The sequence below is a fragment of the Paenibacillus sp. LS1 genome (assembly GCF_026013365.1).
Classification (GTDB): Bacteria; Bacillota; Bacilli; order Paenibacillales; family Paenibacillaceae; genus Paenibacillus.
The window spans coordinates 1,721,818-1,737,241 of sequence record NZ_JAPDOE010000001.1 but is presented as its reverse complement, the minus strand read 5'-3'; the positions used below and the strand labels follow the sequence as shown (position 1 = coordinate 1,737,241).

General features: G+C 46.0%; 8 protein-coding genes. All 8 read left to right on the top strand.

Annotated elements, in window-relative coordinates; translation table 11 throughout:
• Window positions 1-35: 35 nt before the first annotated feature.
• From OM416_RS07570 to OM416_RS07535, 8 genes are read left to right on the top strand one after another with little or no spacing between them, the layout of a single operon-like run.
• Window positions 36-2,681: a molecular chaperone gene (locus OM416_RS07570; RefSeq protein WP_264928175.1), complete on the top strand. Its 2,646-nt coding sequence runs from the start codon at window positions 36-38 to the stop codon at window positions 2,679-2,681.
• Between the two features lie 29 nt (window positions 2,682-2,710).
• Entirely contained in the window at window positions 2,711-3,487 is a 777-nt protein-coding gene (locus tag OM416_RS07565; protein ID WP_264928174.1) for a DNA and RNA helicase, read from the top strand.
• A gap of 22 nt (window positions 3,488-3,509) precedes the next feature.
• Window positions 3,510-4,133 (top strand): hypothetical protein, encoded by a 624-nt coding sequence (locus OM416_RS07560; protein ID WP_264928173.1) that lies wholly within the window; start codon window positions 3,510-3,512, stop codon window positions 4,131-4,133.
• Window positions 4,130-5,653 (top strand): hypothetical protein, encoded by a 1,524-nt coding sequence (locus tag OM416_RS07555; RefSeq protein WP_264928172.1) that lies wholly within the window; start codon window positions 4,130-4,132, stop codon window positions 5,651-5,653. Before OM416_RS07560 ends, OM416_RS07555 begins: the two co-directional genes overlap by 4 nt.
• A 53-nt stretch (window positions 5,654-5,706) precedes the next feature.
• The gene (locus OM416_RS07550) at window positions 5,707-6,840 is read left to right on the top strand and encodes a pentapeptide repeat-containing protein (protein WP_264928171.1); all 1,134 of its coding nucleotides are present in this window, start codon (window positions 5,707-5,709) and stop codon (window positions 6,838-6,840) included.
• 50 nt (window positions 6,841-6,890) lie between these two features.
• Window positions 6,891-7,421 carry a hypothetical protein gene (locus OM416_RS07545; RefSeq protein WP_264928170.1) on the top strand — a complete coding sequence of 177 codons (531 nt, stop codon included), beginning with the start codon at window positions 6,891-6,893 and terminating at the stop codon, window positions 7,419-7,421.
• Window positions 7,422-7,423: 2 nt separating this feature from the next.
• A complete protein-coding gene (locus tag OM416_RS07540; protein WP_264928169.1) occupies window positions 7,424-7,897 on the top strand; it encodes a DUF4280 domain-containing protein in 474 nt (157 codons plus the stop codon).
• 33 nt (window positions 7,898-7,930) lie between these two features.
• Entirely contained in the window at window positions 7,931-15,424 is a 7,494-nt protein-coding gene (locus OM416_RS07535) for an RHS repeat-associated core domain-containing protein (protein ID WP_264928168.1), read from the top strand.

Below are 15,424 nucleotides of genomic sequence, written 5' to 3'. Positions count from 1 at the left end.
CAGGGTGTCTGCTTGGATGAAAGGACATGTGAGAGATGAATGGACACTATACGTACAGGCTGAATCATCCAGCCGCGGATTTCAGAGGCAATCCATTCGCAACTAGGTATACAAGAGTAGAACTGGAACAAATGACGACGTTCCAATTGACTGAAATATGCAATAAACAGCGTCTGGTAGAAGGATTGGCTAATCGTTTAGATCGAAGCGCATTGATTGACTTGATCATGAGATTCAGAAGTGCGGACGAGCATTTCCTAATTACGCGTCATCAGCCAGGTGGATTCGAACGAATCGAATCAGTACTGTCTCGATTCTGGAAAGAACGAAGGTCGGAGAGTGGCAGTATACGTGTCCCAGCTAGATTAACATTGTATAAAGGCGTACGTACGGGGAGAATTGATCGTTATTTGATCCATTCCGATGAGGGCTGGCTGAATACCTCCAACGTTTTGCTGGTGAATGGATTAGGTCAATTATGCGGTATTTTAAACTTGATCAAAGATGAACAACATTCGGGTACATTCTATTTGTCCCGTGACGAGGATACAGATCTAATAGAAACATCGAATCAGAATTATAGCCTGTTATTTGTGAAGAAAAAAGATTCGGATTATTTCTATAACACTTACTACAGTGATAGACCTCTTCTCCCTCTCAATTTTCATGTATCTGATGTCTCTGTCTCCGAACTAATCATTAAAGAGACAGAGACAACTGAGACTGTACTAGCCATTGATTTTGGGACATCCAATACGACTGCAGGGGCTTATTTGGATAACAGGTATGTATCCAATCCTGACACAGGTTACAGTTCTTCCATTCAATTGAATAAAATTAATTATGTAGCTTTTCCACAACGCAAGGGTAGGGAGTGGAGCGAAGTTCTTCCAACTGCAGTTCGTGTCTTGGATTGTTCAGATTTGAATCATATTGTTTATGCTTTTGGCGAGGAAGCTATTGGAGATTACGAATTTGGGGGAACTCGGGCCAGTGTATTGAGAGGAATCAAACGGTGGGTTAACAACTACAAAATCAACGAGGAACTGATTGATTCCGAGGGGAATACAGCTATTGTCAGTCGAAGCGACATCTTGGGTGCTTTCCTTCGACATGTTATTCGAACAGCGGAGCAACAATTTAAATGTCGATTCAAAAATTTGCACTTTACTGCACCAGTTAAGCTACAGACCCAATTTTTGGAGATGTTCGCAGCAATCCTGCCTGACTATAACATTATTACAGTCGATGCGTTAGATGAAGGTTTGGCTGTTCTCTATAATACACTTGCTGATCACATGGATAAAGGGACTTTTGCAGATGGTGAAGAGTACCAGGCACTAGTAATGGATTGCGGGGGAGGTACCACGGATTTATCCTCATGTCGATTTCGGATCGAAGATGGAAGAATTGCTTACAAGCTAGACATTCATACCACTTTTGAGAACGGAGATACGAATTTTGGTGGCAATAATCTAACTTATCGAATTATGCAATTTATGAAGATTGTATTCGCTGGTTATTATGCAACGGATGGGCGCTCCACTGATACAGACATTGACACCTTGATTGGCATACCTGGAGGGGACGTTTATCGACATGTGGATGAATTTGGAGTCGATGCAGTTTATGACAAGTTGGAAAAGCGCTATCTTGAAGCGGGAAGAATTCTTCCTACTGCGTTCGAAGAGTATGAAAATGCAACCCGAGAAGAGTATCAGAGGGTTTTAAATAATTTTCATCTCTTATGGGGCACGGCGGAGAATATGAAAAAAGAATTTTTCCATCGGACCGGGGTACTACGTAGCAAATTTGAAGCGGAACAGGGGCTTACCCCTGATACGGATCTTAATATTAAAGTCATGGATCGCTGGCTGATCTCTGTGATCGACAATGGACGATTTCGTGATGAGCACCATCTTCCTGATGTTGTTTTTAATATTCGCGAGATTCATCAACTACTGAAAGCTGACATCTATAATATCGTACGCAAGTTTTTGGAAGAGTTCTATCTGAATGGAAAGCTACAGGATTACTCGATCATTAAACTTACAGGACAATCCTGCCGAATTGATCTATTTCGGGAAGCACTCAAAGAATTTGTGCCTGGGAAAAGTATTGAGTTCCGACAAAAAGCTGAAGATTCTCAGAAAACGCCTGAACTGAAGATGGCTTGTTTACGAGGGGCTATTCGATATCTGAATTCAAAGAAAATGGGAATGATTGATTCACGAGTGACACATCAAATACCAGCTATTCCCTATACAGTTAGTGCCTTAACTCATACAGGACAAGAGCGGAATTTAATCGCCAGTCTAAATGATCAGCAGACATCAGGATTTATATCAAGACCATCTCAAGCAACAGAGATTGAATTTTTCCTTACCTCGGATGATGGCAAGCGAACACATCGTTACATTTATCATAATCAACCAGAGGCTTATGAAGCGCAACCATATGAAGAGATCCATCGAATTTTCGGAAGGCACATCCCGCAGGATGATACTGATTCCATACGCAATGGAGAGGCAAAGTACTTTGTATTTGCGGGGGATCATCGGTGGGGCTTCATGGTTGTGCCTGTCTCACGACACGATGAACAGCTATATCTCGGACCCAAAGGATTTTTCCCTTTTGAAACTGAATTGTCAGAGCTGGATTTCTTTGATGGAACCAAATAATCCAGAAGTAGAGAAAGGAGGGAAATATTTTGTTAGTTCATATCGTACCACGATTTGAAAAGGGACGCATTTTACGAACTGAAATGCTTGAGAATCTCAGGGATTTTCCCCGAACCTTTATGGATATCTCATATGGGGAGTATTCAGACGGTATCGTTGCGGGCTTAAAGGTTGCAGTTGGTGAACATGACTTGGCAATTAGTAAAGGAATTTTCAAACAGGCAGGTCGCCTGTATATGTTGGAAGAGGAATACTCTCTCCCTTATATAGCAACAGGAAGGACCTCCATACTAAAAATGATCTTTCTTGAGCCGACCCGGCGACCTGATTCTACCTCTTACCATGCCGAGATCGTGCTGGAGGAAGAAGGGACATTGGGATTGGAAGAGGCCGAACTAGGCAGGTTCAAGTTGAAGCCGGGTGCAGTTCTTCGTTCCGAGTATCAGGATTTTACAGATATCGCTACCGAGTACAATACTTGGAGTGATCTTCATGCCCCTTACGCTGCAGTTCAATCACCAACACTAAGGCCAGAGATCATGCGCTACTTTGCAACAGAAATGCTGAAAACAAATTCAGAAGAAGCTCAGGATCTTGTATTCTCATTCATGTGTCTGAACTCTGAGAGGGTCTCTCGTGAAGCAATTCAGCACTATATTTCGTTGAAGACTGGAACAGAGTATAACCATTATTCTAATATTCAACTTCATAAGCAGTTGTCCATAATTTTGGATGGAGCAGGTCGCAGAAAAAGGCCAAATGCTCATTGGTCAGGAGCACGGAGTGGGAGAATGATTGTAGACTGAGCTCAAAAAGGAGGCAATGAATATGACGTATCTGGATGAAGAGATTGCCAAACTTGAAAGGCAACGTAGAAGCCAACCCCAACAGGAGGAATTTTCTACAAAAAATGTTGGAGCGGAGACGGAGCAGCACACGAAGGAAATACTGTCGCACAATGACGTGATGACAGGTTTACGCGCGGGGGGGCTAACCATAGAAAGCGCTGAGGTGACCTTCGAACAATTCGACATTATGCAGACGGGTATTCAGATGTTCCTTCCCAAGGATTTTGTACCTTCTCTTGAATCAGCAGAACATTTTGTCTATAGCAGTGCAGAGAAGGAATTGAATCTGATCATGAACTGGATCAGGCCTACTCAAAACATGTCAATTCAACAATTTAGAGAAGTGATGCAACAACAATTTCGTTCCATGGACATGGCCATGAAATGGATAGAGGAAGGAAAGGTCGAGTCCTCTCCACTGGACACCAAATACTGCCTTTTCACCAACTCTGTGGCTAATGGAGAGGTATTTAACTATCTGGCATTTATCGAGATCAATGACCATCAGTTGCTCTTTAACATGAACGGTAACGTCAAGCGTTTACCTTATTGGAAGCCCGTAATCATCGGAATGATATCTTCACTGGAGGTGAGAATTCAATGAGTGCTGAAGCCCTCTCTTATGAGAATGTCAAAATAACTCCTTTTGGCCAAATGAGACTTGAACAATTCTCTATTGAACAGATGGTGAATGAACATGGGAAGCTCACATTTTCTGGGACAATCACCAAGGAACAGCATGAAGAGTATATGCAAACTATTCAGGCTTTAACTCCGGTTAGTGTACAGCAAGTAATGGATAAGGGTGATAACAAGGATTTGTTTTGCGGATTAATCACAATGTTGGAGATGCGAAAAGTACTTGATGTGTTTTACATACAGGCAGAAGCGCAAACTTATTCCTACATGTTGGATCTGAAGTTAAATACTCGTTCGTTTCAGAATCCCTCCATGAACTACGCTTCACTTGCTAAGGAGGTCGGCAATACTTACAAGAACTATGACGTTATCTATGCTGTGGGATCAGATGAACCTATCGGGAAGTTTGTACTACAATATTACGAGACTGACTGGACATTTCTCAAAAGAATGGCTGCGCGCAAGAATACGGTCCTCTTGCCAGCAGCTCATTTAAGTAACGTGAAAATCTTCTTTGGAATCCCTGATGCTGATACGGATGAACACCTGGAGAACTACAACTATATAGTCAAAAAAGATTTGTCTTCCTTTCTGCTACAATCCCAGAACAGTAAGTTTCCCATCCATGAGTCGGATTTTGTCCATTATGAAGTCACAACACACCGCGTACTGAAGTTGGGCGATGTCATTCGTTTTCAAAATCGTCCATATTGCATACAGAAATGCATCTCAACGATGGAAAAAGGGCTCATGGTGCATCGGTATACGATTACAAGCCGTAAAGCGATGAATAAGGCACCGCGCTACAATGATGGGATTCGCGGTGCATCGATTGGGGGCAGAGTCCTTACCATTCAAAGAGACACCGTTAAGGTGCAACTTGAAATTGACGGACAGGCTCAGGAAAGTACGGCATATGCATTCCCCTATGCTACTTCCTATGCCTCTGAAGATGGAAGTGGATGGTACTGCATGCCAGAGAAAGGTGACAGTGTCAGAGTTCATTTTCCAAGCCCCAAGGAAAGGGAAGCTTATGCGATCAGTTCAGTGAATACGTATTCCGAGGAAGCTGCACAAGTACAGACAAACTCAGGAGGGGGCAGTTCGGGCGTTATGGTCGCTGCCCCATCGGGCGGTGGAAGTGGCTCCGGTACAGCGGCGGGAGGCGACCGCATGTCAGATCCCAACGTTCGGTATTTTCGCAATCCAGCGGGTATGGAAGTTAAACTTACGCCGGACAATGTACAGATATCTGCCAATAATGGACAATCAATCATCACATTAGAAGCGAGTGGGGCCGTTACCATTATGGGACAAAAAGAAGTCTCTCTTCACTCCCAGGAGAGTGTGCGAATCCGTGCTGAGAAATCTTTGCTTCTAACTGCCAAAAACCAAATTGTCATAGGAACAGATAAAGGTGGGAAAATCACCCTTGATGAGTCAGGGAACGCCAAACTGGCAGGTACAGAAGTATTCACCAACTAACAGATTTGAATATTTATTGAATATTAAAACCGTGAGAAGGAGGTGCTTATCGTATGAAAAGAGCAGAAGCCTTATCACAAATACGTAATGATTTCGTTCCGAATCATAGGGTTTCATATATCAGTGCTCTACATCATCATCTGGGGGATCACCTTGAAGAACTGGAGCAGAATGTTTTGAGGATTTTCACGGAGGCGTGCACGAAGGTGAAGCAGCTACAGGATGAGGCGCGAAAGGGTAAGATTCAACATATTCATATCACCTTTTTCAGACACCGTATCATTCATCAGGATTTCAGAATCCGGGTTTATTTTTATGATCATGAACTCTACGGGGATCCATTAGAATATATGGTCGAATATGATGCCAGTTGGGCGTTCAATTATTTGAAACAGTTTAGTGAGTTACTTCTGAACGAGAGTAAAATGTACGTGGGTAAAATCTTTAAGCCAGATTTGGACTTGATCACGAGACAAGAAGTTTCCCTCTATATGCACTATGTCGCTAATCTACTAAGGCATGTCATGAAGACGGTCGTTGAACAAGATGCGTTCCTCCAAATGCAGAAAGAGGTGGAAGTCTTCATCCGTGCAGGTGAGTATAAGGACTTCAATGAGCTTGTCTACAAATACGATTCCTGTGATCTTAACACGGATGAGGTCAGACAGCGTCTCACTCCCAATGATCATGATGAATATGTACACGGTAATTTTAGAGGACTGGATCTCAGCGATATGTACTTTAAGTTGGTCAACCTTAGTTATTCCTATTTTACAGCGGCAATTTTGAACGGAAGTCAGCTTATTGGATGTCCCCTAATTGGTGCCGATTTCCGTCATACGAATCTCATTCATGCCAATTTTGCACATAGTCTTATTCATGGTGCCGATTTTAGTGAAGCCAACCTGACGGAAGCACAACTAGAAGAAGTCAATGGCAGTTATATCAAACCAAATCGGGAGGAATTCCATATACCTCCGTTTGTTGCCACCCGGTTTAGAGGAGCGAATCTGACAGGCACTCGGTTTGCACATGCGGATCTCAGGGGAGCAGATTTCAGAGGTGCGTTGTTCAAAGAGACGATCTTCGAAGAGTGTCAATTGCAAGGAGCTCATTTCGATGAAAGGGATATTTTACAACTTGAACTAAGTCAAGAGCAACTCAATGAATTGAGTATTTATTTCTGATCTGAATTTAAGCAGTTCTATTATGATATTTGACGATTTGGGGTGAACACATGGAGTACTTTATGATTTCACAGGATCGGAATCTGGATGAGCACCTGATTTCATTTGAAGGACTGAAATCTGCCACAAGAACATTGGAAATAACGACAGATCAATCTCAGGAGCTCAAAGATTTGACTGTTGTTTTTGTGCACGGGGAGAACAAGATCGTTCCCGATTTTATCGATCGACCAGTTGTGCTTGTATCCGATGAACTTAAAAAAGTAATGGAGATGCATGATGATAACATTATGTTCAAATGCGCTGTGCTCACCAATGTGGTAGAAGAAACACAGCTAACCTACTGGCTTATTCTGGTGGACAGACTGGACTGTCTCTCCAGTCTGTCCGAGTATGATCCGTGGGGAAGGCCGACCCGGATTGTGATCGACAAGCATAAGGCAGCAGGTCATGCTGTGTTCCGGATTGCAGGCATTGACGATAAAAGGTTGATAATCAATCTGGATGTTACGGAAAGTGTATTGCGGCGTGAACTATGGGGGATGACACTGGAGAGCATTGAGATAGGAGAGGAGGAGTAGTCATGGGGGAAGACAGCAGTTATGCGGTACACGGTGCCTACGCTATATGTAGCCTGGGGACGCGCCCTGCGAGACTGATTGTACCTGCAAGTCATGGGGACTACATTCACGAACAGCCGCAATTGAATGTGTTTGATTACTTATCAATGACCCATGTACGGCCTTTCGGATTGTGTACAAGTAAGAGTAACCCCGATGTACAAGCCGAGATGAAAAAAGTGGAAGAGGCTGTTGTTGCACCCAAGCAAGATATCGGTTGGTTTAAATCCCTATTCACCAAGGAAGAGGATATCCCTTTGGAAGAACTTCCTCCGCCGGAATGTGTGGCGATGTGTGTACCCAGGACGGTTCGTCCATGGTTCTTTGGCAAGGAGGATGTCAAGGTAGGCATTGCAGACGCTATGCTGAATACGTGCTCCAATTCCTGTATTTATGGCGGACAGATCACCATTATTGATGATGGACAACGCAAGTAGTCTCGACTGAAAGGAAAGGGGGAAGAAAATTCGGTGGAAATCTATTATGCAGGCATGATTATTGATGCCCCATCTCATCTAATCAGGATTGAAGAGTTTCAAATTTTGCAGAAAATGAATGAACACTCCTTCATGCGATTCAAAGCGGTAATTCCTAAGAAAGCTAGCAATGATGCCCATACATTGAATACCGATGACAAGGTGAACGTGTATCTGGCATCTGACGATGGTAAGGGGAAAGGGCGTAACTTGTTTTCCGGAATGGTTAGGCAAGCTGCGGTACAGCATGTGCAAGGGATTTATTATCTGGAAATTGAAGCAATATCATATACGTATTTGCTGGATATTCAGAGGAAGAAGAGGTCCTTTCAGAATAAGCAACGGACGTATGCTCAGATCATGAATAAGGTGCTGGAAGACTACCAGGGGTCAAAATTGAATAACACGCTACCTGATCATGTAACAGGCCAGCTTTTACTTCAATATCAGGAGACGGACTGGCAGTTTATTCTTCGTCTTGCTTCTCGTCTTGGTTCAGTTATCATACCACTGATTGACGATGGACCTGTGTTTGCCCTGGGGATTCCGGAGGAAATGGCCAAAAACGAATTAACCTTTGATTCGTATACGATGCAGACTCGCTTTCTTCCACATCAGCAAACACAGGAGATTCGATATGAGGTGCAAAGTAGACAAAGCTACAGGCTGGGTGGGAAAACGCAAATACAACAACGCCCATTTGTAATCCATGAGATGGAGTCGACGGTCGTTCAGGGTGAACTTATTCATAGATATACTTTGTTATCCGAGTCTGAAGCGAAGTTGCCCAAAATCATGCATTACGGTATCCAGGGGGTATCGCTTGAAGGGAAAATTACGAAGATCAGTCGTAATCAAGTCCAGTTGCATCTCGATATCGATCAGGAGGAGGAAACCGATAATGCTTGCTGGTTCCCGTACTCCACGGGAATGGACAATCAGAGTGCCTATATGATGCCGAAGCCCGGTTCGGCTGTTAAGTTACATTTTCCTAAGCCGTCTGAGAAAAGTGCTATCGCCACGAGTTCGGTCCGCAGAGGTGCGGAACAGAGCAAATATGGACAAAAGTCTTCTAATCCAGCAGTGAAGTCCCTAACCAATGATTCGGATCAGGAAATGAAGCTGACGGGTGAAGATATTGTTTTTGCCGCAGATGCTGCCGAAACAGTTAAGCTGAAGCTGGCTGGTGATGGAACGATCGAAATCCTGTCAAATACGGATCTGAGCATCCTCGCTATGGAAGATTTCTTGATAGACAGCAAAGGAGACATGCCTTCTCCGGAGAGTATTGAGATGACTGCTGGAGAAATGGTGGCGATATCCAGAAGTCCGGTGGAGGCCATTAATCTGGAGCAATACATATATATTGCGGACCTAACAGATGTTCAGGCGACTACCATTTATTACGAGGGAACCCCTGGAACGCCTCCGGTAGATTCATTCGACGATTCAGCACTTCTGGCAGAAGATGCTAAACAAATGGCGGCTGTGAACGAGAATGCTTTGGCTATGCGGCAGGCGCTTGCCAGCAAGATTGAGGAAGGTCAGAGCAAGATGGGGTTTGGTAAAATAGCGATGCTGATCGGAGCGGCAGCCGTGGGTGTTGCAGCAGTCGTTCTTACGGGTGGAGCCGCAGCCCCTCTGGTTATTGCAGCAGGAGCAACATTGGTTGCTGGTACAACGACAATGGTTGTGGCAGCTAGTGAGATGGCTGAGGGAAGCGAGGATATCTCGAAAGCGAGAGCAGGCGATTTATCTCAATCTTACAATTTTATGCGGGATACGGTGTTAGGTGAAAATGTTGAACTGTATGATATGGTCAAATACGGGTCAGTGATTGTCTCCGTCGGGGGACTCTCCGTATTGACTGGTGGCGGAGCATCAGCATTAATCCTTCCATCCATTGGTGGTGGGATAAACGTTGGTATTACTGCCATATTCGACCCCACTTTACAACCAGGAGAGACATTAATTGGTCACTACATGAAGAGTTTCCAGAATGGTTTTTTGAGTGGTGCCATGATGGGGAAATTCCTGTCTGGTATCAAATGCGGTACTGGGTTCAGCAATATCGCCAATATCTATGGCCGAACGGTAGCAGGCGGTACAATCAGCGGCATGACGCAGGATACGATGAACACGGGCAACACAAGTCTTACCTCGAATCTTGCGAGCAACATGGTAAGTGGAATATTCTCATTTACTGGTAAAAATAAACTAACCGATTATGCTTCCTCCGTAGCGGGCGGTATGGGAGGAGCTGCGGCGGAGGACTTATGGCGAAACGGGAATGTGAACCAGTCTCTGACGTGGGACACGTTAAAGAAAGTCGCGGTTTCCAGCCTTGCTACCATGGTTAAGACCGGTGATCCCGTGGATGTCACGAGAGGTGCCTTCCATTACTTTGCCAAAGACATGATCGTGCTTGATATCGGTTCTCCGATTGAAATGGTTCGGAACTATAACTCCCTGTATCCGGTTAGAGGACTGACAGGCCGAGGTTTTACTTTTACATATGAATCCTACCTTAGACGAGAGGGAGACCGAATTTACGTCATTTGTCCGGATAGCCATTATGAGAGATTCACATTTCATGAGGGCAATTGGGTCAACGCGCTGGGAGGTAAGCAGGACTATCGCCTGATCGAATATGAGGATGCATCGGGATATGCACTCATTGGCCCGGACCGGGTAACGTGCGAGTATGACGAGAGGGGACGTTTACGCAGCATCGCAGATCGGTCAGGGAACCGGGTGCGGTTAGAGTACAACGACAACGGCATTAGCCGTCTGATTGCACCGGGCGGCAAGTCTGTCTTCATGGAATGCCGAAATGGCTTGTTAATGAAGCTGACAGACAATATTGGTAGAACCGTGATATATGAATATGACGGCGACCTCCTCATGCGGGTGACCTATCCTAACCAGGGGAACATTCACTATACGTATACGGAGCAAGGTTATCTTGAGAGCATAACGGACCAGAACGGAAATACCTATGTGACTAACATCTATGATGCTGCAGGTAGAGTAATCCGGCAACGGGATGCTTACGATCAAATAACCGATATCCATTATAATGATGCTGATCGTGAAACGACATTCACGTTCCATGCGACGAATGTCATGGAGAAGTATCGCTATAATAATGATTACCTTGTAACCGACATTGTCTATCAGGATGGGACACACGAAACTTTCGAATATGATGCGTATCAATACAAGTGTGCACATACGGATACAGGTGGCCGGACTACTCGGTGGGAGTATGGTATTAATGGGCAGCTACTGACGGAGATTGCAGCTGATGGCACACAGCATAGTCAGGTCTATGATGAACAATTCAACCGTATCTCCGTGTCAGTCAATAATATCGTGGAAAAGACGTATGCCTATGACACGTTCGGACGCGTACTGGAAGAGACGCAAGCGATCGATGCCGAGCGTCGGGCGGTTACTGCCTATACCTATGATGCACACGGAAGGACTCTCACACGCCAGAATGCGCTGGGTCACGTGACTACGTATGCTTATGAAGTCAATCATACGGATACACCATCTTATGTTAGGGATGCCGAGGGCCAAGAATATCGATATGCATTTGATGGTGCGGCCCGGGTCACCGGCATAACGACAGCGTATGGAACCGTTGAATTCGAGTACAACGATCTGAACAAAAGAACCCGTATTGTGGATGCAGAAGGCAATACGACACTGATGTTCTATGACAAGATGGGCAACCTGATTAAGCGGGTGCAGCCCAATGATTACATGGAACGAATCGATAACGGTAAAGGAACGGAGTACCGCTACGATGCGTTGGATCATCTCATTCGCATCACCGATTCCCTTCATCATACCCATAGGTACCACTACGACATGTACGACCATATGCTTAAAGAGGTGGAGCCGAATCAATATGATCCGGTATTGGATGATGGTCAAGGCACGGAGCATGTATATGATCATCGTGGAAACCGCATCCAGACCATATTAGCCGATGGAGGGATTCAACGATTTAAATATGATGCCGCCGGGAATCTCGTGAAGTCCATCGGTCCAGAGCAATATGATCCGGCGACAGATGATGGTCTGGGAACGGAATATGACTATGATGCCATGGATCGTCTGGTTCAGGTGACCAATGCAGAGGGGCACATCGAACGGCGGTACGCCTATGATTCCGCAGGACGGGTCGTCAAAGAAATGGACGGCAAGGCAGTGGACAGTGGTGACCAAGATGCCGAACGGTTCGGCACATTGTATGGTTACAATACGGCAGGATGGTTGACCGAAAAACGGGAACCTGTTCAGGAAGAGATATCCTCTGAGAGTGAGCTTACGGTATATGGGCAGGTGATGTACCGCTTGTCCCGTTATGAATATGACCTTGCCGGAAACCTGGTGAAGGAAGAGCGAACGTCGGAGTTCGTTACACGGGAGGGATATCCGGCGACGTATCATGGTATTACATATGCCTATGATCGTAATTTGCGTGTAACTCGCATCACGGATGACACAGGAGCGGACATTCGATATACATACGATTGTCTGAATCAGCGGACCTCCGAACGTTATAAGCTGAGTGAAGGCAAGGAGCGATACATCCGTTACGAATATGACAAAGCGGGCAGGCTGTTACGTCAGCTGGATGTCCTCGACGGGGAAGACCTGCGTGATGAACGTCAGGGAACGGTCATGGCAGAGACAAGGTATGGGTATGATCGTAACGGGAACATCACCCACATCCGTTCGCCCGAAGGATACGAAACCGAGATTAGCTATGATAGCCTAGACCGGATTGTGCAGATCAGCCGCCGGGAGCATACGGGGGCGAAGGCCAGTTCCATGTACCTGAAGTATGACCGCAGCGGCAACGTGACAGAAGAAACGGATACGCTGGGGCATGGGATACAATATGCATACGATGTTCGAAATCGACCGATCCGTTTTGTAGGCAAGCGGGGTGGTATCACCCGGCTCTTCTATAATACCGAAGGGAAACTCGCCAAAAAGGTGACACCTGGTCTGTACGATGTAGCCCGTGACGATGGGGCAGGAACAGAATATACGTATGATGTGCTGAACCGTCTAACCGAAATCCGTAATCCGTTGGGCGAGATCATGCAGCGGCATGCCTTTAACCGTTATGGGGAGCAGGAAGCCATGACGGAATACGGCGTCGAAACGAGGTATGCCTATACGTTGGCGGGCCAGGTGCGTCAAGTGTGGGGCAATGGACCAGATCATATCTCAGTTTTGCGACAGGAATATGAGTACGATGCCGCAGGGCATGTCGTCGGAATTCGGGATGGCGAGGGGCGGATGACGCTTCGTACACTGGACGGATGGGGTAACATTACAGCTCTGACGCGGCCGGACGGCACGACGGAGCACTATGACTATGACGTGGCGGGTAATCTAACTCGTTCTACGGATGCGAAGGGACATGCGACTCAATATGCGTATAATTCCCTGGGTGAAGTGTCCGCGATTACAGGCCCGGACGGCTTACCCATGACGTACCAGTATGACCGGGAAGGCCGCCTGGCAAGGCAGCAGGACCGGAACCAGCGGGTATTGGACATGGTCTACAATTTTAATGACCAACTCGTTCGCAGACGGGAGCTGTCCAGCGGTGAGGAAGAAACGTACACCTACCGCGAAGACGGCCAGCTGATCTCGTCCGCGAATAACGAAGTGCGTTATGACTACGATTATAACGAAGACGGTCTGCTTACGGCCAAATATCAGAGCCGAGTTGGTAATCTGACCAAGGACACAACTTCGCTTCAGGTGCTGCGCTACGAGTATGATGCAGAAGGCCAAACGGTGGCCCGCACGGATGCTGGCGGAACGCGCGTCGAATACGCGCATGATCCAGTGGGGCGGGTTGTTGCCATCCGGCAAGGGGAAAAAGATCTGGCTCAGTACACCTATGCAGCAGGCAACCGAATCGCGTCCATGCTTTACGGCAACGGTGTGCAGACGGCGTATGAGTATACGCCAGAAGGGCAAGTATCGCGGCTCCATACCTGCGCAGCGGATGGAACAGTATTGCTCGACAACCGATATGCGTATGACCAAAGCGGGAATACGGTTGGCTGTTATGGCACGGAAGATCGCGCAGAGTATCGATACGATGCACTGGATCGACTGGTGGAAGCCCGGTATGCCGGATACGGCACGGAGCAACTCGCTTATGACGCCGCAGGAAACCGAGTCTCTCGTGACTGGAACGGACAGCGGACAAGCTACACCTATGATACAAGGAACCGCCTGCTCAGCCTAGTTGAGGAGGCATTGCAGAAAGAGGAGCAAGGTGTATCCGCTGAGCGAGCAAACGGGAAAAACATTCGCTACACTTATGATGCGCAAGGAAACCTAATCCGAGAGCATCAAGGGGAGCAGTCGATAAACTACACTTATGATGCGTTTAACCGGACGATTCGAGTCGAGCAAGCAGATGTCGGTGTGTTACAGCACGGGTACGACCCGGAAGGCTTGCGAAGCAGACTGGATACGAACGGAACTGTACGCCACTTCGTGCATGACGGCTGGCATGTCGTCAATGAGTTGGACGAAACGGAGCGAGTGCAGGCATCTTATATACGCGGTCATGACTGGCTAACACAACTGGACGATCAGGACGATGTGGCTTATTATGTAAATAATATCCACGGTGACGTAACCCACCTAACCGGGCAACAAGGTCAGATCCTAAACGCGTACACCTATGATGCCTTTGGTAACATGCTGTCTGTAAGAGAGCAACGCAGCAATACGTTCCGTTATGCGGGAGAAATGCAGGATACGCTGACAGGACACTACTATCTGCGCGCTCGATTTTATAATCCGCTGATCGCGCGTTTCACGCAGGAAGACACGTACCGCGGAGATGGCCTGAACCTGTATGAGTATGTTGCCAACAACCCGATCCGATATGTAGACCCAAGTGGGTATGCAAAAGTAGGAACCCCGGCTTCTTGTGTGAATAAGGGTGATAATTATGAGAAAAATCCGGACCATCCTATCAGAGTTTATAGAAATGGTGATCTTAGTAAATTAGATGAAGTATATATGGCTGATCCAAGATTAGTGGTTGAAATGCCATATGTAGGAAAAGGTGGATCTAGTACGAATTCTGAGGGTTGGTTAAGAGATCATAAGTATTTTTGGAAGGAATTGTTGGACAGATACCCTGAGGCATTTAGTGATAACAATAAAAAAATAATAGCCGGAAAGAACCCGTTTACTACAATGCCGACCAACGATGAAGTTTTTAGAACATATTTTCCACAATATGATGTGAAAGGATTAAGAGGTCAGGGATTAGTTCACCATCACGTAGGTGGTGGAGGACAGGCTGTACCTGTTCCTACTCCAATACACCCTGGTTCGGGAGGTATACACAATGTGGAGAAGAAACTTGGTATTTGGGGGAACGATTCTATGTATGCTGAACTACTACAAAAATTTATTAAGTAG